Here is a 22,772-nt window from a genome sequence, read left to right on the forward strand (position 1 = left end):
GAGCATATCAGTGGAAATCCGCCAGGGGGCCGATGGTGACGGGGCAGCCTGTCCCGCGCCGGGTGCAGTCTCGCCCGATGCGATGCGTCGGCGCAATGCCAACCGCAGAACCTCCCGCGGCAGAGCCGTCGGGCGGGAGAAAATCACACGTGCCCCGGTGGTGGGGAGAACCGTGGCACTGCTGCATGTGCTGGCGGCTTTGCTGTGGCTGCCGCAGGCAGGGTTGCTTGCCTTCTCAGTCGGAAGAATTGCCGACGGCGCGCCGATGATGGCGATCGTGCCGGCTGCGGCTGCGGTTCTCATCCTCGGCCTCATCAAGGCATGGCTCGAGAAAATGGCCGCACGGCTGTCGTTTCGTGCCGCCCGCGCGGTCCTGTCGCAGAAGCGGCTGGAAGCGCTGCAGGCTGTCGCGAAGGTTTCCCCGCTCGATCTGTCGCGCACCGCCTCCGGAGAGGCGGCGGGTGTTTTGGCCGAGGCGGCGGAAGCGCTGGTGCCTTATCTTTCCCGTTTCCAGCCGGCGCGCATGAAGGCCGCCATCATTCCCGTGGTTTTCGTGCTGGCGATCCTGCCCTTTACCTGGATTGCGGCGCTGGTGCTGCTGCTCGCCATGCCAACCATCCCGCTTTTCATGGCGCTCATCGGCTGGCAGGCCAAGGCCGCCAGTGAAAAGCAACTGGTCGAGACCGGCAATATGAACGCCTTCCTCCTCGACCGGTTGCGCGGACTGGAAACGATCCGCACGCTCGAAGCCGTCGATCTCACGGCGGAGCGCCTGAACGTCGATGCGCAGAACCTCAAGAAGCGGACGATGGCGGTGCTCAGGGTCGCCTTTCTCTCCTCGGCGGTGCTGGAGCTTTTCGCAGCGCTCGGCGTTGCCATGACGGCCGTCTATATCGGCTTCCATCTGCTCGGTTTTCTGAATTTCGGCGCCTGGGGCGAAAAGCTCACCCTGGCCGAGGGTCTCTTCATCCTGCTTCTCGCTCCCGCCTTTTTCGAGCCGCTGCGGGAACTCTCCGCCGTCTGGCACGACCGCGCGGCGGGTGAGGCGGCGCTTGATGTGCTCGGCAAGTTGGCAGCTGGCGGTGCGGTCATCGCGGGCGCAGGCGCGGATGCGGCGTCTGTCCCATTCCCGACGCCCGGTCTGGTGGAGATCGACAATCTCTCCTTCGCTTACCCGAATGCTCCGCCTGTCATCCAGAACCTCAACCTGACGGTTGAGCAGGGTGAACGAGTTGCGATTCTTGGGTCTTCCGGTTGTGGCAAATCCACTGTACTCTCCTTGATTGCCGGGCTGGCCGAGGCTGGAGAGGGCTCGATCAGGATCGGCGGCGTGAAGCTCGACAATGCGACGGCGGATGGGCTGCGAAGGACGATCGGCTGGGTCAGCCAGAAGCCGTTCTTTTTTGCCGGTTCGCTGAAGGCGAATATTCGCTTCGGCCGTTCGGCTGTCAGTGATGGCATGGTGGAAGAGACGCTGCGCCGCACCGGGCTTAATGAATTGACGCATGCACGCCGGCGCCTGCAGATCGGTGACGGCGGATATGGAATCTCGGGCGGGGAGGCGGCGCGGCTTGCCATTGCGCGTGCTTTCGCAGACCCCGCAACGCAGCTTGTTCTGGCCGATGAGCCGACAGCCCATCTGGACCGGGAAACGGCTGCGCTCGTCACGGATAACCTGCTGCAACTGGCAGATGGCAGGACATTGATCGTCGCGACCCATGATCCGGTGCTTGCGGCGCGCATGGACAGGATCGTGGATATGACGGCGATCCATTCGGGGGGGCAGCCATGATCGCGCGTTTTGCGATATTGAGACCCGTTATCGCCCTGTTCTGGTCGGCGCGGCGCGGCATGCTGCTGGCGGGCGCGGCGCTGGCGGTGACGACGGTGCTGGCGGGCATCGGTCTTCTCGGCGTTTCCGGCTGGTTCATCACCGCTACGGCGATTGCCGGTCTTTTGCCGGCAACGGCCTATGCCTTCGATGTCTTTGCGCCTTCGGCCGCCATTCGTCTTCTGGCGCTGGCGCGTACCGCCGCCCGTTACGGCGAACGCATGACGACCCATGACGCAACGCTTTCCGTGCTCGCGGCACTTCGGGAGAGGCTGTTTCGCGGCTTTGCCGCGCCGCAGGCCGCGAAATCCCTCGAGGCAAGGCCTGCGCGCCTGCTGAACCGGCTGACGGCGGATATCGATGCGCTGGATTCGCTTTACCTGCGTGTTCTGGTTCCAGCCGCCGTTGCCATCCTTGCCGCAATCGTAACGGGGCTCGGACTTGCTTTTCTTCATCCTCTGGCGGGCATTCTGACAGCCGCTTTCCTCATCGCGGCGGGCCTTGGAATTTCGGTGCACGCCGCGTTGCGGGCGGAAAAATTCTCGCGCCGCCGGGCAATCGGGCTGGAAGCCCTTCGTGCCCGCACGGCCGATCTCGTCAGCGGGCAGGCGGAGCTGCTGACCGCCGGTCGTCTTTCCGCGCAGGTCGCGGCGGTGAAACGGGTGGACGATTACCTCTGTGCCTGTGACGATGGCCTGAACCGTATCGAGGCCAGTGCCGGGTTTTCCTTCGGAGTTTCAGCGGCCATTCTCCTGAGCGCCGCCCTCCTGGGCATGGCCTGGCTTGCGGAGCAGGGGGCGGTGAGCGTGCCGGCCGCAGCACTCGGCCTGCTCGTCTGTTTTGCCGCGCTGGAGCCTTTTACGGCGCTGCGCCGCGGGGCGATGGAACTTGGGCGCACGCTGTTTTCCGCAAGGCGCATCGCGCCGCGTCTTTCGGCAAGGGCTGAAGGCCGCTGTCCCGCCTCGCCGGTCGACGGCATGGCGGCGGAGCTCAAAAACGTGCGTCTGGAGCGGGAAGGAAACGACAATCCGGTCCTGACGAATATCAACCTTGCAATCGCCTCCGGGGAACGGGTTGCCATCATCGGCCAGAGCGGCGCGGGCAAGACAAGCCTCATCCAGCTTCTGGCGGGTGAATTGCAGCCTGCTGCGGGTACGGTCGACGCCCTGCCGTCCACCCTGATGACGCAGCGAAGCCAGCTTTTCCGCGACAGTATCGCCGACAACCTGCGGCTGGCGAAACCCGCCGCAACCGGGGCCGAGTTATGGGACGCGCTCGAGGCGGCGGGTCTTGCCGAACACGCCAAATCCTTGGCCGCCGGGCTGGAGACAAGGCTTGGCGAGGCGGGCCAGGGGCTTTCCGCCGGCCAGTCGCGTCGGCTGGCGCTCGCCCGTTTCCTGCTGGCCGACCGGCCGCTCTGGCTTCTCGACGAGGTGACGGAGGGGCTCGACGGCGAGACCGCCCGCGACGTGCTCACCCGGCTGTTTGCGAGGGCGCAGGAAAAGACTGTCGTGATGATCACCCATAATCGCCGCGAGGCGGAATTTGCCGATCGCATCATCGTGCTGAAAGAGGGGCGTCAATTTGATGAATGTCAAAGCGGTACCCCGGAATACGGCGTAGTGCTGGAGACACTGCGCCCGGACTGAGATTTTTTGAGAGCCGGCGTCGTCTTGAAAATGGAAGGCCGGCCTTCCGGAAAAGGTGGATAGGACCATGGAACTCGACATAGTGGCGCTGTCGCGCCTGCAATTTGCAGTGACGGCTTTATATCACTTTCTGTTCGTTCCCCTGACGATCGGACTATCGGTGGTGATCGCCATCATGGAAACGGTTTATGTCATGACCGGCCGGACGATCTGGCGGCAGATGACCAAATTCTGGGGCACGTTGTTCGGCATCAACTTCGTGCTGGGCGTCTCGACCGGCATCGTCATGGAATTCCAGTTCGGCATGAACTGGAGTTATTACAGCCACTATGTCGGCGATATCTTCGGTGCGCCGCTGGCGATCGAGGGCATGATGGCCTTCTTCCTGGAAGCCACCTTCGTCGGCCTGTTCTTTTTCGGCTGGGACAAGCTGTCGAAACTCGGCCATCTCGCCGCGACATGGTGCGTGGCCATCGGTTCGAATTTTTCGGCGCTGTGGATATTGATCGCCAATGGCTGGATGCAGAACCCGGCGGGCTCCGCCTTCAATCCCCAGACCATGCGCATGGAAGTGACTGACTTCTTCGAGGTCCTGTTCAACCCCGTGGCGCAGGCGAAATTCGTCCACACCGTTTCCGCGGGTTACGTGACGGCCTCCATCTTCGTGCTCGGCGTCTCGGCCTGGTATGTGCTGAAGGGACGCCATGTCGATCTCGCCAAGCGGTCGATGACGGTCGCCGCCTCCTTCGGTCTCGCTTCCGCGCTTTCGGTCGTCGTGCTGGGGGACGAAAGCGGTTATCTCTCGACCGAACACCAGAAGATGAAGCTCGCCTCCATCGAGGCCATGTGGGAAACCGAGCCGGCCCCGGCTCCCTTCACGGCCATCGGTTTTCCCGATCAGGAAGCGCGCGAGACGCATTTTGCCGTGAAGATCCCGTGGGTGATGGGCCTCATCGGCACCCGCTCGCTCGACACGCAGATCCCGGGCATCAACGATCTGGTGGAGCAGGCCAAGACCCGCATCCGCGACGGCATCAAGGCCTATGACGCGTTGATGCAGATACGCGCCACGGGCAAGGGCGCGGAGTTGCCGGAAGAGGTGCGCGGCACCTTTGCCGAACTCGGCCATGAGCTCGGTTATGCCCTGCTGCTGAAGCGTTATGTCGACGATCCGCGCCAGGCGAATGAAGAGCAGATCGCCAAGGCGGCTGCGGATACCATTCCGCATGTGCCCACCCTGTTCTGGGCGTTCCGCATCATGGTCGGTCTCGGCATGTTCTTCATCCTGTTGACGGCGACCTTCTTTTATCTTTCGGCCCGCCGCCGGCTGGATCATTATCCGTTCCTGCTGAAGGTGGCGGTCTTCGCCATTCCCCTGCCGTGGATCGCGGCGGAAATGGGCTGGATAGTTGCGGAATTCGGCCGCCAGCCATGGATCATCGAGGGCGTGCTGCCCACGGCCGCCGCCGTCTCCAGCCTCAGCGCCTCGACGGTCCTGATTACGCTTCTGTGTTTTATCGCCATCTATACGGTCCTGTTCATCGTCGAAATGGGGCTGATGCTGAAGGCGATTCGTAAGGGGCCTGATCCGGACCATGAGCCGGAAGCGCCGCTCGTTCCTGAAAAACTCGCCGCTGCGGAGTAAGCCATCATGATCCTGCATCAACTCATCGACTATGAAACCCTGCGCGTCATCTGGTGGCTGCTGCTCGGCGTGGTGCTCATCGGTTTTGCCGTCACCGGCGGTTTCGATCTGGGCACGGGCGCACTGCTGCCCTTCGTCGCAAAGACGGATATCGAACGACGTGTCGTCATCAACTCCGTCGGCCCGGTCTGGGAAGGCAATCAGGTCTGGCTGATCCTTGGCGGCGGCGCGATCTTCGCCGCCTGGCCACCGCTCTATGCCGTGTCGTTTTCAGGATTTTACCTGGCGATGTTCGCCACCCTGTTTGCGCTGATCCTGCGGCCGGTCGGCTTCAAATACCGCTCCAAGCGTGAAAGCGCCGCATGGCGCAACGGCTGGGACTGGGCTCTCTTCATCGGCGGCTTCGTTCCCGCGCTGATCTTCGGCGTGGCGATCGGCAATGTGCTGCAGGGCGTTCCCTTCCATTTGAACGACGATCTCAGGATTTTCTATGACGGCACCACGCTGTTCGAACTTCTGAACCCCTTTGCAATTCTCTGCGGCCTGGTTTCCGTCGCCATGCTGGTGATGCACGGCGCGGCATGGCTGGTGCTGAAGACCGATGGCGCAGTGGCGGCCCGCGCCCGCGGTTTCGGCAGCATCGCGGCACTCGCCACCACCGTTCTCTTCGCGCTTGGCGGGGTCTTCCTGTGGCTCGGTATCGATGGCTATCGCTTCACCTCGGACGTCGTGACCGACGGCCCCTCCAATCCGCTGTTAAAAACGGTCGAGATTGCGTCAGGCGTCTGGTTCTCGAACTACACGACGCATCCGTGGATGATGCTGGCGCCGGCGCTCGGTCTTGCCTTCCCGCTTGTTACCTTCGTCTTGTTCAGGGCCCGCAAGGAGGTGCTGGCGCTGCTTTCCAGCTCGCTCGCCATTTTCGGCATCGTCGCAAACGTGGGGCTGACGATGTTTCCCTTCATCCTGCCGTCCTCGGTCGATCCGAAATCGAGCCTGACGGTGTGGGATGCGTCGTCCAGCCATATGACGCTGTTCATTATGCTGGTCGTCGCCCTCATCTTCATCCCGATCATCGTCGCTTATACGTCATGGGTCTATCGCGTGCTGTGGGGCAAGGTGGATGAAAAGGCGATCCGCGACGACAGCGGTCACGCCTACTGATATTCAAGAAAGAAGGAGATCGAACATGTGGTATTTCGCCTGGCTGCTCGGCCTGCCTCTCGCCGCCATCTTCGCGGTCATGAACGCGATGTGGTATGAGCTGATGGAAGAAAATGCGAAAAAGGCCGAAGCGAAGCTGGACAAATAGAGCTTCGAGGCGCACGGCCCAAAAAGGGCGGCATCCGGTTGGGATACCGCCCTTTTGGGTAGGACAGCCGTGCGTGCGGCGCGCGGCGTCAGTGGATCGCGATGCCGCGCTTGTCCGCTTCTTCCTTGATGATGTCTTCGACGATGGCTCTCTTGAGATTTGGATTTCCCAGAAGATAGTCGTCGGCGATCTCGAAGATCGATTTCGGATTTTCGGTCCTGTGCAGGGTGTCGAGGTCCTGGCCGATCTGCTCTCTCAGGCTGGAATAGTCGTCCATCGCGGCGCTCCCGTTTATCGGTTCAATCCAGAAGGTCGGCCGGAACCTTGCCGCCGTTTTCGGACAGTTTCTTGATGACGGCCTTGTGCAGCCAGATGTTCATGGTCGCGGAGTCCGAGGTATTGCCGGTATAGCCGAGCTCGCCGGCGAGTTCCTTTCTGGCCGTCAGGCTACTGTCGAGGTCGAGAGCCTTGAGAAGGTCGACGATGGAGTGTTTCCAGTCGAGCTTCTGGCCGTTCTTCTTGACAGCCGCATCCAGAATGGAAGCGACATCGACATTGCCGGTCGGCGCCGGTGCCGCCGTTGTCGGCGCGGGCGAGGCTGGTGCTGCCGGGCTTGCCGTGGTTGCCGGCGTGCCGGCCGGCGCCGAAGTCTGCGGTGCGGCCTCGGCCTTGCCGAAAATAGCGTTCTTGATCTTGTCGAAAAAGCTCATGGTGTCCTCCCCTTAGCGGCGAAATGCCCGCCCGACGGCGATGAGAATGCAGGCGCCGATGAAACCGGCGATGAGATAGCCAATCCAGCCTCCGAGCGAAATGCCCACGAGCCCCAGAAGGAAATTGGCGACGATGGCGCCGACAATGCCGAGGATAATGTTCATGAAAACACCCATATTGCTTTTCATGAACTGTTCGGCGAGCCAACCGGCTACGCCGCCGATAATGATTGCTGCAATCCAGCCAACTTGTGCGTCTTCCATAACAGGCCTTTCCTTTGTGAGAGAGGTCCGCAGGCATATGGACAGGCTTTTGCGCGCACTGATCCCCCCGCCTTGAATAGACCTCAGGCGGAGCAATAACGGCGATATGGGCGATTGGTTCCGTGCGGCGAACTATGCGCCGCATATTCTTAGCTCTGATTTTGGAAGTCGAGGCCGATATCGAGAACCGGCGCGCTGTGGGTCAGCCAGCCGACGGAGATGAGATCGATGCCGGTTGCGGCGATGGCTGCGGCCGTCTGCGGATTGATGCGGCCGGACGCTTCGGTAATGGCGCGACCGGCGACGATCCCCACCGCCTCGCGCAGCTGTTCGGGTGTCATATTGTCGAGAAGGATCGCATCGACGCCCTCATCCATGACTTCGCGCAACTGCGCAAGCGTATCGACCTCCACCTCGATCTTGATGAGATGCCCTACGCCCTGCCGGGCGCGGCGGATGGCGTCGCGCACGCCGCCGGCCACGGCGATATGGTTGTCCTTGATGAGAACGGCGTCATAAAGCGCAAACCGGTGGTTCATGCCGCCGCCGGCGCGCACCGCATATTTTTCCAGCGCTCTCAACCCCGGCGTCGTCTTGCGGGTGCAGGCGACCGAGGCCTTGGTGCCGGCAATGGCGGCAGCGATTTTTGCGGTGACGGAAGCGATGCCCGACAGGTGGCCGAGGAAGTTCAGCGCCGTGCGTTCCGCCGTCAGAAGGCCGCGCGAGGGGCCTTCGATCGTTGCGATGATATCGCCGGGTGCTACGGCGGCCCCATCCTGCACATGCCGTTTCATCACGATGGCCGGATCCACGAGCTGGAAAGCCAGTTTCGCCGCGTCGAGACCGGCAATAACGCCCGGTTCGCGCGCGGCCATGACGACGACCGAGCGATGATCGGCGGGAATGACGGCGGCGGACGTTATGTCGCCGGCCAGCCCGAGATCTTCCAGAAGGGCGTTGCGCACGAGCGGTTCGATGATGAGGCGTGGCAGGGGAGATAGGGTCATGTCAGGCGCTCCGCGCAAGGCCGGCCGAAGAATGGCTGGAAGAGGAAAATTCATGGGCGATGGTGAGGATGTCGCTGAGATTCAGCCTGCGCCTCGTCGCCGTCGCATGTTTTTCAGGGAAATCGTCGCGGAAATGCGCGCCGCGCGATTCCGCGCGCAGCGCCGCGAAGACGGCGATGGCAAGCGCGACAAGGGCAGGATCGGATGCCGGGCCGTTCCGCTCTGCCAGTGGCAGAAGATCGCGGATCGCGCCCGTCAGCCCTTCCGCATGTCTTACGATGCCGAGATGGCGGGAAACGACGGGTCGGACGGGGGAGAGGTCGGCTGCCGGGAAATCGGGCACGGGGAGTGTTGCGATATCCGCTGCCTGTTTTCCCGCATATGCCGGTCTGCCGGCAATGTCTTGCGCCGCGCGCATGCCCATGGCCGCCGCTTCCAGCAGGGAATTGCTTGCAAGCCGGTTCGCGCCATGCAGACCCGTGCAGGCGGTTTCGCCGGCAACCCAAAGGCCCGGCACCGAGCTTCGGCCTCTGCCATCGGTGGCGACGCCGCCCATATGGTAATGCACCGCCGGGCGGACCGGCACGAGCTCACGGGCGGGGTCTATCCCGGCTTCGCGGCAGAGCAGGTCGATCGAGGGGAATCGGGTGGAAAAACCCGAGCCGAGCGCCCTGCGGGCATCGAGAAAGACCTTGCCGCCACGCAGGATTTCGCGGTCGATGGCGCGAGCGACGATATCGCGCGAGGCGAGTTCCGCACCCGGAACGGCAGCCATGAAACGTTCGCCGTTTTCATTGAGAAGCAGCGCACCTTCGCCCCGCACCGCCTCGCTCACCAGCGCCAGCGGCCGTCGGGGCGAGGAAAGCGCCGTTGGGTGGAATTGCACGAATTCCATATCGGCGAGGATGGCGCCGGCGCGGGCGGCGAGCATGATGCCCTGCCCGAAATTGCCGGAGGGATTGGTCGTCGCCTCATAAAGCCCGCCGAGGCCGCCGGTGGCGAGAACGATCTCGCTTGCCGGCAAGGTGAAGCAGCCTTTTGGCCCGATGCAGGCGAGACCGGCGATGACGCCATTTTCCGTCAGCAGGCGGCGAACCTCCGTGCCTTCCAGAACGGTTATGGAGGGCGTGCGAAGAACGGCGGCGGCGAGAGCCCTGACGATGGCCGCGCCCGACCCGTCCCCTTCGGCATGCAGGATGCGCCTTCTGCCATGGGCAGCCTCCAGCCCGAAGACGAGCCTGCCCTCGGCATATCCCGGTCGAAGCGCACTCCGGCCCGCTCCAGCGCCTCGATGACGGCGGGGGCGGCGGAAACGATCTCTGCGGCCATATCTTTATCGCAGAGGCCGTCGCCTGCGGCGAGCGTATCGGCAAGATGCAATGCGGCGCTATCGTCCGGCCCGAGGCTGGCGGCAATGCCGCCCTGCGCCCAGGCGCTGGAGGTCTCGCCGCCGAGAACGCCGCGTGTGACAAGCAGCACGGGCTGCGGCGCAAGCGTCAGCGCCGCCATCAGGCCCGCAATGCCGCTGCCGACAATGACCGTCCAGTCCTGCTGCGACGGGAGGCGTTCGCTCATACTTCCAGCATCCTTTCCACGGCACGGCGGGCGGCGACGGCAATGGCCGGGTCGACCGTCACTTCGTGGCGGTTTTCCTCAAGGGCCGTACGGATATTGCCAAGGGTGATGCGTTTCATATGCGGGCAGAGATTGCAGGGGCGGATGAATTCGACATCCGGGTGATGCACGGCGACATTGTCGCTCATCGAGCATTCCGTCAGAAGCACCACGCGGGCGGGGCGCTCGCGGCCGACATAGTCGGACATGACGGCGGTGGAGCCGGAAAAATCCGCGGCTTCCACGACATCGGGCGGACATTCCGGATGCGCCAGCACGGTGACGCCCGGATGGCTTTCGCGCAATTCGCGAATATCATCGGCGGTGAACAGTTCATGCACCTCGCAATGGCCGCGCCAGGCGATCAGCTCGACATTGGTTTCCCGCGCCACGTTCTTCGCCAGATATTCATCCGGCAACATCAGCACGCGCGGCACGCCGAGCGATTCCACCACCTGACGGGCGTTGCCCGAGGTGCAGCAGATGTCGGAGGCGGCCTTCACCGCGGCGGAGGTGTTCACGTAGGTGACGACCGGAACGCCGGGATAGGCCTTGCGCAGCAGCGCGATGTCCTCGGGCGTGATGGAATCGGCCAGCGAACAGCCGGCGGCCATATCCGGAATGAGCACGGTTTTTTCCGGATTGAGCAGTTTCGCCGTCTCGGCCATGAAATGCACGCCGGCCAGAACGATGACATCCGCTTCCACCTCCATCGCCTTGCGGGCAAGGGCGAGGCTGTCGCCAACGATATCGGCGACGCCATGGAAGATTTCCGGTGTCTGGTAATTATGGGCGAGGATGACGGCGTTGCGCTTGCGCTTCAGCTCCAGGATCGCATCCACATCGTCCTGAAAGCCCATCCATTCGGCCTTGGGAATGACTCTGCTGACGCGGTCATAAAGCCTTGCGGCGGAAATCTGCTCGTTCACGGTGCTCTCCCATTTATACTCTCTTTGAGTATATCTAGGGCAAAGACATATTCTCATTATGAGTATATGTCAATTGCGAGAGAGCGGCAGTTTCGTTCCGGAAAGGGCGCGTTCATCGAGAATCGTCTGGCGGAAGCGGAAAAGCTTGGCCGGGCGTCCGCCGGTTTCGGTCGCCATGTCGCCGGTTTCTTCCACCAGCTGCTGCTGTTCGATCAGCCGGCGGAAATTCTGCTTGTGCAGCGTCAGCCCCGCCAGCGCCTCGATGGCGCGCTGCAGCTGCAGGAGCGTGAAAGCGTCGGGCATCAGTTCGAACACCACCGGCCGGTATTTGATCTTGGCCCGCAGACGGGCGATGCCGGTGGCGAGGATGCGGCGATGATCGGCAAACATCGGCCTGCCGAAATTGATCCGGGGTTCGCCCAGCGCTTCCTCGACCAGCCCGGCTTCATACAGCAGCTCGTAACGCTGCAGGGTCAGTTCCTCGTTCCAGCCGCCGCCATCGAGGCCGAAGGTGAAATCGGCCCGCAAATGGCGCTGGTTTCTGGAGGCGGGATCGGAATCCGCCCAGGCGCGCAGCCTGTCGATGATGCTGTCCAGAACCGCCGGGCGTCCCTGGCGATGGTCCTCCCAGGGGAAATATTCGTACCAGCCATGCCAGAGGGCGCGTTTGCCACCGGAGGCTTCCTGTTCGCGCACCAGCCCGAGATAACCGATGGAGATGGTTCTGCCGCCCAAAATGTCGTTGTTGCGGTCGCGGTCGGCGAAGGTATAGAGCTGTTCGAGATAACCGACGGGGTGATGGGTCTGTTCGTGGATCCACTCCCGCAAGCCGCTCTGTAGCGTTCTGTGCCCAAATTCGAACGGTCCCGACGGAAGGGCTGCACCCTCGCGAACGGTCATGACCCGTGGCTCATCCGTGGTGATGGCGGTGACGACGGCGATGAGTTCGGCATGGGCAAGCCCGATGGTCACGGCGGCTCCTCTGGTCGTTGGCTCTGGGATCAATCTTCTTTGGCACAGGAAGCCGGCTTCGCCAACATGGCGGCCGAAAAGGGCTGTCGATAATCCGCCGCCGACAAACCCCATTCTGTCAGACGGAAGGATGAATTCTTGTGGTTAGCCGTCTATCGTCTGGTATGTTAAAGACCCGCACAAGCATTTCAGACGGTAAGAAGGCCGATGTTGCAGAACATATCGCTCGAAGAGACACTTGTGGGTTATTATACCTGGAATATCGGGCAAAACCTGATCTATCTCGACGCCGTGGCCGCCCGCTTGCGCGATTTTTCCCCGGAAGAAGCCGCCCGCGGCATTCCGGTCGAAAATTTCATCGCGCAGATCGAAAGCGGCTCGCGGGCACGTGTCGCCAAGGCGGTTTACAATTCGCTGACGAATGGCGTGTTCTATGATCAGGAATACCGCATTCAGCTCACATCCGGCGGTTTCCGCTGGCTGCGGACAACGGGGCGGGTGATCCTGGATGGCGACCGGATTCCGATCATGGCCATGGGCACGGTGCGGGATGTCAGTGCCGGCAAGATTTTATTGATGTGATAGGCGACGGACCTCTTCGTGAGGAGACGGCGATCGATTTTAATTCGTTCATTGTTTTGATGTTGCGGTGACATGGTCCGGCAGATCGCAATTTTGCTGTTTCAGATCGTTCTGGCCATTGGCCTCGGCATGGCCGGCATCCGCATCGCTTCGCTCGTCAATGGCGAGGCGACATCGGCGCCAGCAGGCCTTGCGGCCAATACGGAACTGCTGTGGACCACTTCACCGGTGCGGGTGGATCCCCGTCACCAAAATTACGAGCGCATTCCGACGCCGCCCGATCTTTATCCGCTGAAAATGCATGCGGATGAGCGCCTGCGCGTCATCTCCAGCAATCGCTTCACCTTCAAGGGCCAGGAATTCCGCCTCTCCGGCGTGGAGGATGTCGAGCGCAACCGCGTCTGCGCCGGCCCCGACGGCCGCCGTTACGCCTGCGGCCTCAACGCCTTCAAGGTGCTGGAGAACCGGTTGCGCGGCAGATATCTGGAATGTCGGGCGGTGGAGGAGGGTGGTGCCGGCAATTCCGTGGAATGCCGTATCAACGGGCAGGATGTGCGGGCGTTGCTGCAATAGGCGATCCCGTCAAACGGCTTGCAGGATGCATAAAAGCGGCTGGCCGAAGCGGAGATATTTTTGTCTGGGAAGGATTTGGTGGAGCTAAGCGGGATCGAACCGCTGACCTCTTGCATGCCATGCAAGCGCTCTCCCAGCTGAGCTATAGCCCCATAAGGGTTCCGGCATTTCTTCCGGTTCCGGGAACCGAAGCGGTTGTTGTTCCGTTCGGTGGCGGCTTACTACTGCGGCTTTCCGACGAGTGCAAGCATAAAAAACGGCCCGGCGTCATTTTTTTGTCGTCGGGCCGAATTATCAAGTTAAATCAAGCTTCTTCGTCGTCGCCCGATACGCCGATGATGCCGGACATGTCGTCGTCGTCATCTTCGTCGTCGGTTTCGAGGAAGGTGTCGTCATCGTCGTCGATTTCGACATCGTCGTCGTCACCGAGATCAGGGATGTCGTCGCCGCTGTTGTCGCCATCGGCATCTTCCAGCGATACGAGTTCGACTTCCGTGTTTTCGGTGTCGACTTCCGCCACATCCTCTTCTTCAGCCTGTTCCATCTTGGCCTGGGCGGTGCTTTCCTCGAAGAAGGAGAGCGGCCAGGACTTGCCGGTGTAGGGAGAAACGACCGGATCGCGGTTCAGGTCGTAGAACTTCTTGCCGGTATCGGGGTCTGTGCGCTTGGTACCAAGTTCCGCTTTTGCCACTGTCTAAGCCTCAAATTGTCGAATGAGTTTCGGTGTGTACGCCGTAAAACCGGCATAGACGGTAAAATTTATAGCCGGTCCCCTTAATCGTTGCGCTCTTTCGTGTCAAAGACAAACTTCGGGTGTGGCCTGCCCCGGCGCAACCCTTATGCGGGGATGCCGATATAAATGGGGAGGCGTGACACACTCTATTATATGGATGACGGACGCACAGGCGGGAAGCTGCATGACCTTTACAATCGCCATAGACGGGCCGGCTGCGGCGGGCAAGGGAACGCTGTCGCGCAGGATCGCCGAGACCTATGGTTTCCACCATCTCGATACCGGCCTGACCTACAGGGCGACCGCCAAGGCGCTTCTGGACGCCGGCCTGCCGCTCGATGACGAGGCCGTGGCCGAGAAGATGGCGCTGGAAGTCGACCTTGCGGGGTTGGATCGCTCCATTCTTTCCCGGCACGATATCGGTGAAGCCGCATCGAAGATTGCGGTGATGACGCCGGTAAGGCGCGCGCTCGTGAAGGCGCAGCAGCGTTTTGCCGCGAAAGAGCCGGGCACGGTGCTTGACGGGCGCGACATCGGCACGGTGGTGTGCCCGCAGGCGCCGGTGAAGCTTTACGTCACGGCCTCTGCCGACGTGCGGGCGCGACGCCGTTATGACGAAATTCTGGCCAATGGCGGCAGCGGTGATTATGATGCCATTTTCGCCGAGGTGAAAAAACGCGACGAGCGCGACATGGGCCGCGCCGACAGCCCGTTGAAGCCGGCTGAAGACGCGCACTTGCTAGATACGTCGGAAATGAGTATAGAGGCGGCGTTTCAGGCCGCGCGGACGATCATCGACGCCGCCCTGGAGAAACAGGTTTCTCGCGGAACCGCTTGAATTCGGTCCGCGTTTAGTCCGGAATTGCCCGAAGACATGTCCTTGCGCCGGAAAGCCTTTTTGAAAAGGCGGGCATGGGGTCGGGTATCAACAACACTAGCCCACCGGCGCTTTTGTATTCGCCATAGCGCGGATGCAATCAGGAGATTTCATGTCAGTATCTACCCCCACGCGCGAAGATTTCGCAGCGCTTCTCGAAGAATCCTTTGCCTCCAACGATCTTGCCGAAGGCTATGTTGCCAAGGGTATCGTAACGGCAATCGAGAAGGACGTTGCCATCGTCGACGTCGGCCTCAAGGTTGAAGGCCGCGTACCGTTGAAGGAATTCGGCGCGAAGTCCAAGGACGGCACGCTGAAGGTCGGCGACGAAGTCGAAGTTTACGTCGAGCGCATCGAAAACGCTCTCGGCGAAGCCGTTCTGTCGCGCGAGAAGGCTCGCCGCGAAGAAAGCTGGGTCAAGCTCGAAGCCAAGTTCGAAGCTGGCGAGCGCGTCGAAGGCGTTATCTTCAACCAGGTCAAGGGTGGTTTCACCGTCGATCTGGACGGCGCTGTTGCCTTCCTGCCGCGTTCGCAGGTCGACATCCGTCCGATCCGCGACGTTACCCCGCTGATGCACAACCCGCAGCCCTTCGAAATCCTCAAGATGGACAAGCGTCGCGGCAACATCGTCGTTTCGCGCCGTACGGTTCTCGAAGAGTCGCGTGCAGAGCAGCGTTCTGAAATCGTTCAGAACCTCGAAGAAGGCCAGGTTGTTGACGGCGTCGTCAAGAACATCACCGATTACGGTGCGTTCGTTGACCTCGGCGGCATCGACGGCCTGCTGCACGTTACCGACATGGCATGGCGCCGCGTCAACCATCCTTCGGAAATCCTCAACATTGGCCAGCAGGTCAAGGTTCAGATCATCCGCATCAACCAGGAAACCCACCGTATCTCGCTCGGCATGAAGCAGCTCGAGTCCGATCCGTGGGATGGCATCTCCGCCAAGTACCCGGTTGGCAAGAAGATCTCCGGTACGGTCACGAACATCACCGACTACGGTGCATTCGTCGAGCTGGAGCCGGGCATCGAAGGCCTGATCCACATTTCCGAAATGTCCTGGACCAAGAAGAACGTCCATCCCGGCAAGATCCTGTCCACGAGCCAGGAAGTCGACGTTGTCGTTCTCGAAGTCGATCCGTCCAAGCGCCGTATCTCGCTCGGCCTCAAGCAGACGCTGGAAAACCCGTGGCAGGCATTTGCCTACAGCCATCCGGCCGGCACTGAAGTTGAGGGCGAAGTCAAGAACAAGACCGAATTCGGTCTGTTCATCGGCCTCGAAGGCGATGTCGACGGCATGGTTCACCTGTCGGATCTCGACTGGAACCGTCCGGGCGAGCAGGTCATCGAAGAGTACAACAAGGGTGACGTCGTCAAGGCTGTCGTTCTCGACGTTGACGTCGAGAAGGAACGCATCTCGCTCGGCATCAAGCAGCTCGGCAAGGATGCTGTCGGCGAAGCCGCTTCTTCCGGCGACCTGCGCAAGAACGCAGTCGTTTCCGCTGAAGTCATCGGCGTCAACGATGGCGGCATCGAAGTGAAGCTCGTCAACCACGAAGACCTCACCTCGTTCATCCGTCGCGCTGACCTTTCCCGTGACCGCGACGAGCAGCGCCCCGAGCGCTTCTCGGTTGGCCAGGTTGTCGACGCCCGCGTCGTCAACTTCTCGAAGAAGGACCGCAAGGTCATGCTTTCGATCAAGGCTCTGGAAATCGCTGAAGAGAAGGAAGCCGTCGCACAGTTCGGTTCGTCCGACTCGGGCGCTTCGCTCGGCGACATCCTCGGCGCGGCTCTGAAGAACCGCGGCGAATAATCGCTCCGATCTTTGAAATGAAGAACCCGCCGGAATTTCCGGCGGGTTTTTTGTTGCTTTCAGCTATTGCCGGTGGGTGGGCGCGGCGCGCTTCTCAGAGCATGCCGCTCATCTTCAGATAATAATTTTCCGCACTGTCGTCAGAAGCCGCCGCGGGCGTGCTTTCCTGCTCGTCCGTCGTGTCATTGGCAGCAATGCGTTCTTCCGTATCGTCCTGACCATCGGAATTTTCAGCCCCGGCCTCGGCCTCACCTTCCGCCTCTTCCTCTGAAAAAGGTCCGCCTCCACGCGGCGGCGTTTCCTGTTCATAGTCCTCATCCGCCGGCGGATAGGCGATGAGCGGTAGCGGCGTGCCTTCTTTTACCAGAGCCGCAGCGACCAGGGATTGCGAAGCCGATTGCTCCAGCATCGCCATTCTCGCCTCCGGGTCCAGCACGGCCCGCGGCAGGGGCTGGGCTTCGGGGCGATGGGCCACCGTTTCCGTTTCCTCACCCGAAGGGCGGGCAGCGGCTGTCGCGAGGGCCGATTTTTCGGCGGGCTGATCATCTAATGCTTGCTGCGCAACACCCTGTTGTGCGGGCAGGGGGCCCTGTGTGCTGGTCGCCTTGACCGGAAGTTTACCGGCCGTAGCGGCAAGCAGAAGGTTGTTCATGGTCTCGGCGTCATCCGCGAGCGGACCGGATGGCGGGGCAAAAGCCGTGCGGATTTCTTTCTGCTCCGTCTTCACCGCCTCCCGATGCGGAAGGGCAGGGCGCATTCCGCCGGTTTCGGCACGGGGCGGATTTGCCGGACGGGTCTCTGACGATACCTCCTTGGTCACGCTGCCGGTTTGCGACGGAAGCGGACGTGCGGTGTTTTCGGCTCTTCCATCCGGTTTTACCGCATTGGGCGGCGTATCATGTGTGTCGGCAGCTGGGGTGGAAAACGTGGGCCGGAGGTCCAGCTGCGCCGCCAGCGCCGCCATCGTGGCTTTCATGGCTGCGCCACCGAGCGCGAGCGGGCCGATAAGCAGAGGCAGGAGCCGGCTGGCGACGGCGGAATTCGTCGCCTGTGCCGTCTGCGCTGTCGCGGCCGGAGAGGGGCGACTGTCCGCATTCTGGCTCGGGGCGTTCTGCTGTTTCGGCTGGGCTGCCTGTGCGGGGGCGGGAGCGGCGGAATTGTTCTGCTGGTAGGAGGAGACCACCGCCTTTGCCGCCAGATCCATTCCCCTGTATCGCGAAAGCTCGATCAGCAGCGCCAGACGCGCAGCATCCGGCCCCGTCGGCTGCTTCAGGATTTCGGCGAGCATTGACAGGGTCAGGCCCTGCAGGGCCTTGCCGACCTGCTGTTCCAGCGCCAGACGTTGCGAGGCCGGCAGGGCGCGCAGCGCCTCGGTCAGCCGCGTCACATAGGTTTCCACGGCCTCGCCATCCCGCCGGGGTAGGTTCATCAGCTTGCCGAGCGCTTCTGCAAGAACCGCCGTGCTGCGGGAAAGCTGAAATTCGCTGGTAAGGGAAGCGATTGCGGCGCGGGCGAAAAGGCTGCCGCTGTTTTCAGGCAGAGGGGCGCTCGTTTGCGGCGGCAGGGTTTCTTTCACCGGGCTGCGCGGCGTCAGCGAGATCATGGTCCCATAGGCGGCATCGGTTGCCGCAATTTTCGGTACAGGCGGTAACATGCTGCGCTCCGTTTCTATCGGTGACCGCCGCTGGCTGCGTAAGGGCCAATCCCCATTGGCTCTGTGATCCGCATCTGGCTTAAATGTTGAAAAATCGCCGCGCCGGTGATGTACAGGTGTCATCTCGCCCGCTCATGCGGGAGCGCCGTATACATGCCTCTGGCCGCAATGCCAGCGCCTGCGCATACAGAATCATCTGGCTCGATCTTGGCTTGCAGATATTAAGATTTGGCTAACCAAGGAATTCTCCGGCCGGCGCCAGTCAGGGCGAGACGCCGATGAACATGCGGTAAAGGCCGTTATCGTCTGAGTTAACAGAGGAGATGTGGTCAGGATCAGCGGCTGCCGCCTCAAAAGCCTCCGGCGGCATGGCATCGAGCCAGCTCGCCTTGGGAAGGCTTCGCTCCGGCTGCGTGGCCGCAGGGTCGGTCGGCGTATCCTCTTCACCGGAGGCGGCGAAGACCGCTTCATCCGGAACGAGCGGCGGGGCGGCCATGGACATGAGCGCCTGCGCGGCATTGGGTTCGGCATCGTAAGCGGCGCTGCCGGGTAGGCCGGAAATATCTGTCATGTCTGAACTCACATCATGTTTCGCTCAAGTGACTGTCGCAAGCGGCAATCATGCCGCCTTTTTCTTCAGCAGTTCATAAAGTCCGTTGTCGTCGATCGAAATCGGCAGAATGGCGGTGCGGGCGTCATCGACAAGCGCCTGTGCATCGAGCAGTTTTTCGGCGTCGTCTTCCGCATCGGCCGGCGTGGCCGCCGCGTCCGTCTCCGAAGGTTCAGTTCCGTTCGCAGCGGGGGCGGCGTCTTCGGCGGGAATAGCCGCAAGGACGGAGATCAGGGCGGTCTCCGAGGATATGTCGGCCGGCGCCTGCGGGTCGGCGTCTTCCGTTTTCTCCTCGCCGGAAGCATCCATATGCTCCTTCACGACCTCCTGAAGCTCCTGTACGTCTTCAAGCTTGCCCTGCGTGTCACGGGCCTTGATGTCCTCTTCCCGCTCGGCCTTCACTTCGGCATCGTTGATCTTGCCGATGCGCTCTTCGCCGCGCTCGGCCTGCAACTCTTCCTTGGTTTTCGGATCGGCGACATCTTCGAGACGCTGAATGACCTTCAGGGTTTCACGCGTCATGAAGCGGGTGCCCTGCGCCTGTTCGTCCAAAGCGCCCTTGACGGCGCGCGCCTCGTCCCCATAGGGGTTGGCGATGGCCGCGATCATCTGCCTGGCGGAAATGCCGAGTTGCTTGAGCCCGGTGGATTCCTCGAGATCGCTGACATTTTTCGGCAAGGTCGCGCGCATCGCCATGATCGCTTTTGACATCTCATCGCCGAAATTCTCTTCCGCGCCCGTCAGGCCGGCGCTTTTTGCGATACGGGCGGCGAGGGCGGCCATGGGATCGGTCTTGGCGTTGACGCCATTGTTCAGCACCTCGACGACCTGTCCCTCCGAAACACCGAAGGATGTCAGGGAAATCTTCGTGGCTTTTCCCTGCGCATCGGTTTTTTCGAAACTGTCGGTCAGCGTCAGCGCATCCTGAAGTCTGCGGGCGAAGGAGAAGCTCGACTCGTCGGTCTCCTGCGTGATGCCCAGCGCGGAGGAAAAACGGGAAACAAGTGCGGCAAAAGCATCGGCGTCCGGCTTCATGATGCCGAACAGATAGGCGCTTATCTTTTCATTGGCGACGCGATGGCTTTCGTCCGGCTGCGGCTGGGTCTTGACCGCATCGTCCTTTTGGATGCCGTTGGCTTTTTCCTGCTCTTCGCGCTGCCGGTCCTCGATGGCCTCGACCATCGACCGCATGAGATCGCTGACTGCAATGCCCGCCGTCTGCTGTAGCGGAGTAATCATCTGGAAAGTCCCCGGCCGCCCAAAGTTGCGGCCGAGAATAGGCAATTTCGGTAAATCAGTGCTTAAACCGTGCGGGAGAACGCTCAGCTATGGGCGAAAATGTCCGTTTCTTCCCAGCCGAGGAGATCGAGCTTCGCGCGGGTCGGCAGAAAGGCGAAGCAGGCATCGGCATGGTCTAAACGGCCGTCGCGGATGAGGCGGTCCGTCAGCCTGTCGCGCAGCGCGTGCAGGTAAAGCACGTCGGAGGCGGCATATTCGAGCTGCGCAGGCGACAGGGTCTCGGCCGCCCAGTCGGAGGATTGCTGCGCCTTGGAAATATCGACTTCCAGCATTTCCTTCAGATTGTCCTTCAGCCCATGCCGGTCGGTATAGGTGCGGGTGAGGCGCGAGGCGATCTTGGTGCAGAAGACCGGCGTGGTCGTCACACCGAAGGTGTGGAACAGAACGGCGATATCGAAACGGCCATAGTGAAAAATCTTCTGGCGGGCCGGATCGGCCAGCATCCGGACCAGGTTCGGGGCTTCCTTCTGGCCGGCGGCGATGCGGATGACATCCGCCGTGCCATCGCCGGGGGAGAGCTGGACAACGCAGAGACGGTCGCGGCGTGGCACCAGCCCCAGCGTTTCCGTATCGATGGCGATGGCGCCGGTGTAACGCGCGGCATCTTCGGCGGAAATATCGCCTTCGTGGTAACGGATGGGTGCTGCCATGTCTTGCTCCAGAAATTTCCAGTTTGTCGCTCCGGCTATAACGGAAAGAAAGGCTGGACGATACCGTTTTATCGGCCCGTCGGGCGCGTCACGCTGCGCGCCCTTGGCACTTGCCTTTGCGAAAGTCCCCGGGTTAGGTTCGGGAAATCCTTTTCTCACAGATCGCATGAATTCCCGATGACAAAGAAAATCTATCTCGCCGGACCGGAAGTCTTCCTCCCGAACGCGCGTGAAATGCTCGATCTCAAGGCGTCGCTTGCGCGGGACGCCGGTTTTATACCGCTTTCGCCGGGCGATCTGCAGATCCCGCCGGCGGAAACCAGAGTTGGCCACGGCTGCAACATCAATGCCGTCGATGAGCAGATGATGCTGGAAGCGGATGCGGTGATCGCCAACCTCACGCCGTTTCGCGGCATCGCCGCCGATACGGGAACAAGCTACGAGCTGGGCTTCATGTGCGCGCTGGGCAAGCCGGTTTTCGCCTATACCAATGTCGCGGCCAATCACTTCACCCGCATCAAGGCGCATTATGGCGGCGTCGCCACCCTGGATGAAACGGGCCGGTATCGCGGGCCGGACGGGCTGTCGATCGAGAATTTCGACATGGTCGACAATCTCATGCTGCATGGCGGCATCTTGCGGCGCGGCGGCGTCATCATCGTCGGCGACGCCCCGCAGGAGGCGCTTTATACGGATCTCGACGCCTACAGACGCTGTCTCGCAGCGGCGGCCGAAAAATTACTGACACCGATCGACCCTGAAAGAACAGATATCGTGGAGGCATCATCATGAGCGGCACCATCCTCATCACCGGCGCGACTTCCGGCTTCGGCCAGGCCACGGCCCGACGCTTCGTCAAGGAGGGCTGGAAGGTCATCGGCACGGGCCGGCGGGCGGAACGGCTGGAAGCGCTTACCGCCGAACTCGGCGCCGCCTTTCATGGCGTCGCCTTCGACATTACCGACGAAGAGGCGACCAAAAAGGCGCTTGCCGGCTTGCCGGAAGGGTTCCGGGACATCGACATTCTCGTCAATAATGCCGGCTTGGCACTCGGCACTGCACCCGCACCGCAGGTGCCGCTGAAAGACTGGCAGACGATGGTGGACACCAACATCACCGGTCTCCTCAATATCACCCACCATCTGTTGCCGACGCTGATCGAGCGTAAGGGCATTGTCGTCAATCTCTCGTCCGTGGCCGCCCACTGGCCCTATTCGGGCGGTAACGTCTATGCCGGAACGAAAGCCTTCCTGCGGCAATTCTCGCTCGGCCTGCGCTCCGACCTGCATGGCAAGGGTGTGCGGGTGACCTCGATCGAGCCCGGTATGTGCGAAACGGAATTCACGCTGGTGCGCACAGGCGGCAGTCAGGAAGCCTCGGACAATCTCTACAAGGGCGTCAATCCGATCACGGCCGATGATATCGCCAACACGATCTATTGGGTCGCCTCGCAGCCCAAACATATCAACATCAACAGCCTCGAGCTCATGCCGGTCAACCAGTCCTTTGCCGGTTTCCATGTCCATCGCGAAAGCTGATTGCTCCGCGATTTCGGGGGTGCTGAAAAACCGGGCAGGAATTTCAGAGCTATGCAGAAATGCAATGCTGCATTGCGAGACTTGCTCTGTTAAAAATCACGAATACCGCTATATTCCAATCATCGAAGCGACGCACTCCTCCTCCCAGCGTCGCTCGATGTGGATCGGTGGTACTCCTCCTCCCAATCACCGATCAAGTTTGAAGCCTGCCGCACCTCCTCCCGCGGCAGGCTTTTTCCTTTTCTGGATGCCGTTATTTCCGGATGTTTTGCCGTCGGCTGCCCATGCTTGGGCCACGGTGAAAGGCAGGCTGCTTCTCCCCTTGGATTTCCGGGGGATTTCGGATTTCTGCGTCAAGGCAATCAGCGCTGAAATCCGACGTGCGTCGATCACGATTTCGTTATGTCTAGATGAATATGCACAGTTTTATGATGGTGCACCCTGCCTGCCCATTGCTTAGCCTGCGACCTGTGGTTAAGCATGGGCAAAAGAACGCTTGGGAGGTTGCCG

At 61.5% G+C, this 22,772-nt stretch carries 23 protein-coding genes, 1 tRNA gene and 1 pseudogene; 12 read left to right on the plus strand and 13 right to left on the minus strand.

What is annotated here, in order from left to right:
- Positions 1 to 4 precede the first annotated feature (4 nt).
- From cydD to cydX, 5 genes are all read left to right on the plus strand, one after another.
- Positions 5 to 1,792, plus strand: coding sequence for a thiol reductant ABC exporter subunit CydD (gene cydD, locus N5D22_RS16335; RefSeq protein ID WP_279656969.1), 1,788 nt, complete (start codon positions 5 to 7; stop codon positions 1,790 to 1,792).
- The gene (gene cydC, locus N5D22_RS16340) at positions 1,789 to 3,480 is read left to right on the plus strand and encodes a thiol reductant ABC exporter subunit CydC (RefSeq protein WP_279656825.1); all 1,692 of its coding nucleotides are present in this window, start codon (positions 1,789 to 1,791) and stop codon (positions 3,478 to 3,480) included. Before cydD ends, cydC begins: the two co-directional genes overlap by 4 nt.
- A gap of 67 nt (positions 3,481 to 3,547) precedes the next feature.
- Entirely contained in the window at positions 3,548 to 5,125 is a 1,578-nt protein-coding gene (locus N5D22_RS16345) for a cytochrome ubiquinol oxidase subunit I (protein WP_279656824.1), read from the plus strand.
- A 6-nt stretch (positions 5,126 to 5,131) separates the two neighbouring features.
- Positions 5,132 to 6,289, plus strand: coding sequence for a cytochrome d ubiquinol oxidase subunit II (gene cydB, locus N5D22_RS16350; RefSeq protein WP_279656823.1), 1,158 nt, complete (start codon positions 5,132 to 5,134; stop codon positions 6,287 to 6,289).
- A gap of 25 nt (positions 6,290 to 6,314) precedes the next feature.
- A complete protein-coding gene (gene cydX / locus N5D22_RS16355) occupies positions 6,315 to 6,437 on the plus strand; it encodes a cytochrome bd-I oxidase subunit CydX (protein WP_003508602.1) in 123 nt (40 codons plus the stop codon).
- Positions 6,438 to 6,525: 88 nt separating this feature from the next.
- Here cydX and N5D22_RS16360 read toward each other — a convergent pair whose 3' ends face one another.
- The 7 genes and pseudogenes from N5D22_RS16360 to N5D22_RS16395 form a co-directional block, all read right to left on the minus strand.
- Positions 6,526 to 6,714, minus strand: a complete 189-nt coding sequence (locus N5D22_RS16360) for a hypothetical protein (RefSeq protein WP_003522463.1) — start codon at positions 6,712 to 6,714, stop codon at positions 6,526 to 6,528.
- Positions 6,715 to 6,736: 22 nt separating this feature from the next.
- Positions 6,737 to 7,147, minus strand: coding sequence for a DUF3597 domain-containing protein (locus N5D22_RS16365; protein WP_279656822.1), 411 nt, complete (start codon positions 7,145 to 7,147; stop codon positions 6,737 to 6,739).
- A gap of 12 nt (positions 7,148 to 7,159) precedes the next feature.
- On the minus strand, positions 7,160 to 7,411 hold the full coding sequence (locus tag N5D22_RS16370; protein ID WP_065116337.1) for a GlsB/YeaQ/YmgE family stress response membrane protein: 252 nt from the start codon (positions 7,409 to 7,411) through the stop codon (positions 7,160 to 7,162).
- Positions 7,412 to 7,560: 149 nt separating this feature from the next.
- Entirely contained in the window at positions 7,561 to 8,418 is an 858-nt protein-coding gene (gene nadC / locus N5D22_RS16375) for a carboxylating nicotinate-nucleotide diphosphorylase (protein ID WP_279656821.1), read from the minus strand.
- 1 nt (position 8,419) lies between these two features.
- A pseudogene (locus tag N5D22_RS16380) lies at positions 8,420 to 9,993 on the minus strand (L-aspartate oxidase).
- A complete protein-coding gene (gene nadA / locus N5D22_RS16390) occupies positions 9,990 to 10,961 on the minus strand; it encodes a quinolinate synthase NadA (protein ID WP_279656820.1) in 972 nt (323 codons plus the stop codon). Before nadA ends, N5D22_RS16380 begins: the two are co-directional and overlap by 4 nt.
- Before the next feature lie 69 nt (positions 10,962 to 11,030).
- On the minus strand, positions 11,031 to 11,933 hold the full coding sequence (locus N5D22_RS16395; RefSeq protein WP_279656819.1) for a hypothetical protein: 903 nt from the start codon (positions 11,931 to 11,933) through the stop codon (positions 11,031 to 11,033).
- Between the two features lie 207 nt (positions 11,934 to 12,140).
- On the opposite strand from N5D22_RS16395, the gene N5D22_RS16400 reads away from it, so the two are divergent.
- A complete protein-coding gene (locus N5D22_RS16400) occupies positions 12,141 to 12,515 on the plus strand; it encodes a PAS domain-containing protein (protein ID WP_279656818.1) in 375 nt (124 codons plus the stop codon).
- A gap of 72 nt (positions 12,516 to 12,587) precedes the next feature.
- Positions 12,588 to 13,088, plus strand: coding sequence for a thermonuclease family protein (locus tag N5D22_RS16405; protein WP_279656817.1), 501 nt, complete (start codon positions 12,588 to 12,590; stop codon positions 13,086 to 13,088).
- 76 nt (positions 13,089 to 13,164) lie between these two features.
- Here N5D22_RS16405 and N5D22_RS16410 read toward each other — a convergent pair.
- Positions 13,165 to 13,240 (minus strand) — tRNA-Ala (locus N5D22_RS16410).
- A 152-nt stretch (positions 13,241 to 13,392) separates the two neighbouring features.
- Positions 13,393 to 13,779, minus strand: coding sequence for a TIGR02300 family protein (locus N5D22_RS16415; protein ID WP_279656816.1), 387 nt, complete (start codon positions 13,777 to 13,779; stop codon positions 13,393 to 13,395).
- Positions 13,780 to 13,978: 199 nt separating this feature from the next.
- Between N5D22_RS16415 and cmk the strand changes: the two genes are divergently transcribed.
- Both cmk and rpsA read left to right on the plus strand, forming a co-directional pair.
- Positions 13,979 to 14,659, plus strand: coding sequence for a (d)CMP kinase (gene cmk, locus N5D22_RS16420; RefSeq protein WP_279656968.1), 681 nt, complete (start codon positions 13,979 to 13,981; stop codon positions 14,657 to 14,659).
- Positions 14,660 to 14,810: 151 nt separating this feature from the next.
- A complete protein-coding gene (gene rpsA, locus N5D22_RS16425; RefSeq protein WP_003522474.1) occupies positions 14,811 to 16,511 on the plus strand; it encodes a 30S ribosomal protein S1 in 1,701 nt (566 codons plus the stop codon).
- A gap of 94 nt (positions 16,512 to 16,605) precedes the next feature.
- Here rpsA and N5D22_RS16430 read toward each other — a convergent pair whose 3' ends face one another.
- From N5D22_RS16430 to N5D22_RS16445, 4 genes are all read right to left on the minus strand, one after another.
- Positions 16,606 to 18,165, minus strand: a complete 1,560-nt coding sequence (locus N5D22_RS16430) for a hypothetical protein (protein ID WP_279656815.1) — start codon at positions 18,163 to 18,165, stop codon at positions 16,606 to 16,608.
- A gap of 262 nt (positions 18,166 to 18,427) precedes the next feature.
- Positions 18,428 to 18,736, minus strand: a complete 309-nt coding sequence (locus N5D22_RS16435; protein WP_279656814.1) for a hypothetical protein — start codon at positions 18,734 to 18,736, stop codon at positions 18,428 to 18,430.
- 48 nt (positions 18,737 to 18,784) lie between these two features.
- On the minus strand, positions 18,785 to 20,014 hold the full coding sequence (locus tag N5D22_RS16440; protein ID WP_279656813.1) for a hypothetical protein: 1,230 nt from the start codon (positions 20,012 to 20,014) through the stop codon (positions 18,785 to 18,787).
- An 83-nt stretch (positions 20,015 to 20,097) separates the two neighbouring features.
- Positions 20,098 to 20,724, minus strand: a complete 627-nt coding sequence (locus N5D22_RS16445) for a ribonuclease D (RefSeq protein ID WP_279656812.1) — start codon at positions 20,722 to 20,724, stop codon at positions 20,098 to 20,100.
- Between the two features lie 177 nt (positions 20,725 to 20,901).
- On the opposite strand from N5D22_RS16445, the gene N5D22_RS16450 reads away from it, so the two are divergent.
- From N5D22_RS16450 to N5D22_RS16460, 3 genes are read left to right on the plus strand one after another with little or no spacing between them, the layout of a single operon-like run.
- Positions 20,902 to 21,516 (plus strand): nucleoside 2-deoxyribosyltransferase, encoded by a 615-nt coding sequence (locus tag N5D22_RS16450; protein ID WP_279656811.1) that lies wholly within the window; start codon positions 20,902 to 20,904, stop codon positions 21,514 to 21,516.
- Positions 21,513 to 22,262, plus strand: a complete 750-nt coding sequence (locus N5D22_RS16455; protein WP_279656810.1) for an SDR family oxidoreductase — start codon at positions 21,513 to 21,515, stop codon at positions 22,260 to 22,262. Before N5D22_RS16450 ends, N5D22_RS16455 begins: the two co-directional genes overlap by 4 nt.
- Positions 22,243 to 22,722: a hypothetical protein gene (locus N5D22_RS16460; RefSeq protein ID WP_279656809.1), complete on the plus strand. Its 480-nt coding sequence runs from the start codon at positions 22,243 to 22,245 to the stop codon at positions 22,720 to 22,722. The genes N5D22_RS16455 and N5D22_RS16460 overlap by 20 nt, the downstream gene beginning before the upstream one ends.
- Positions 22,723 to 22,772: the final 50 nt, after the last annotated feature.

This window comes from Agrobacterium sp. GD03872 (genome assembly GCF_029840625.1).
GTDB lineage: Bacteria > Pseudomonadota > Alphaproteobacteria > Rhizobiales > Rhizobiaceae > Agrobacterium > Agrobacterium fabrum_A.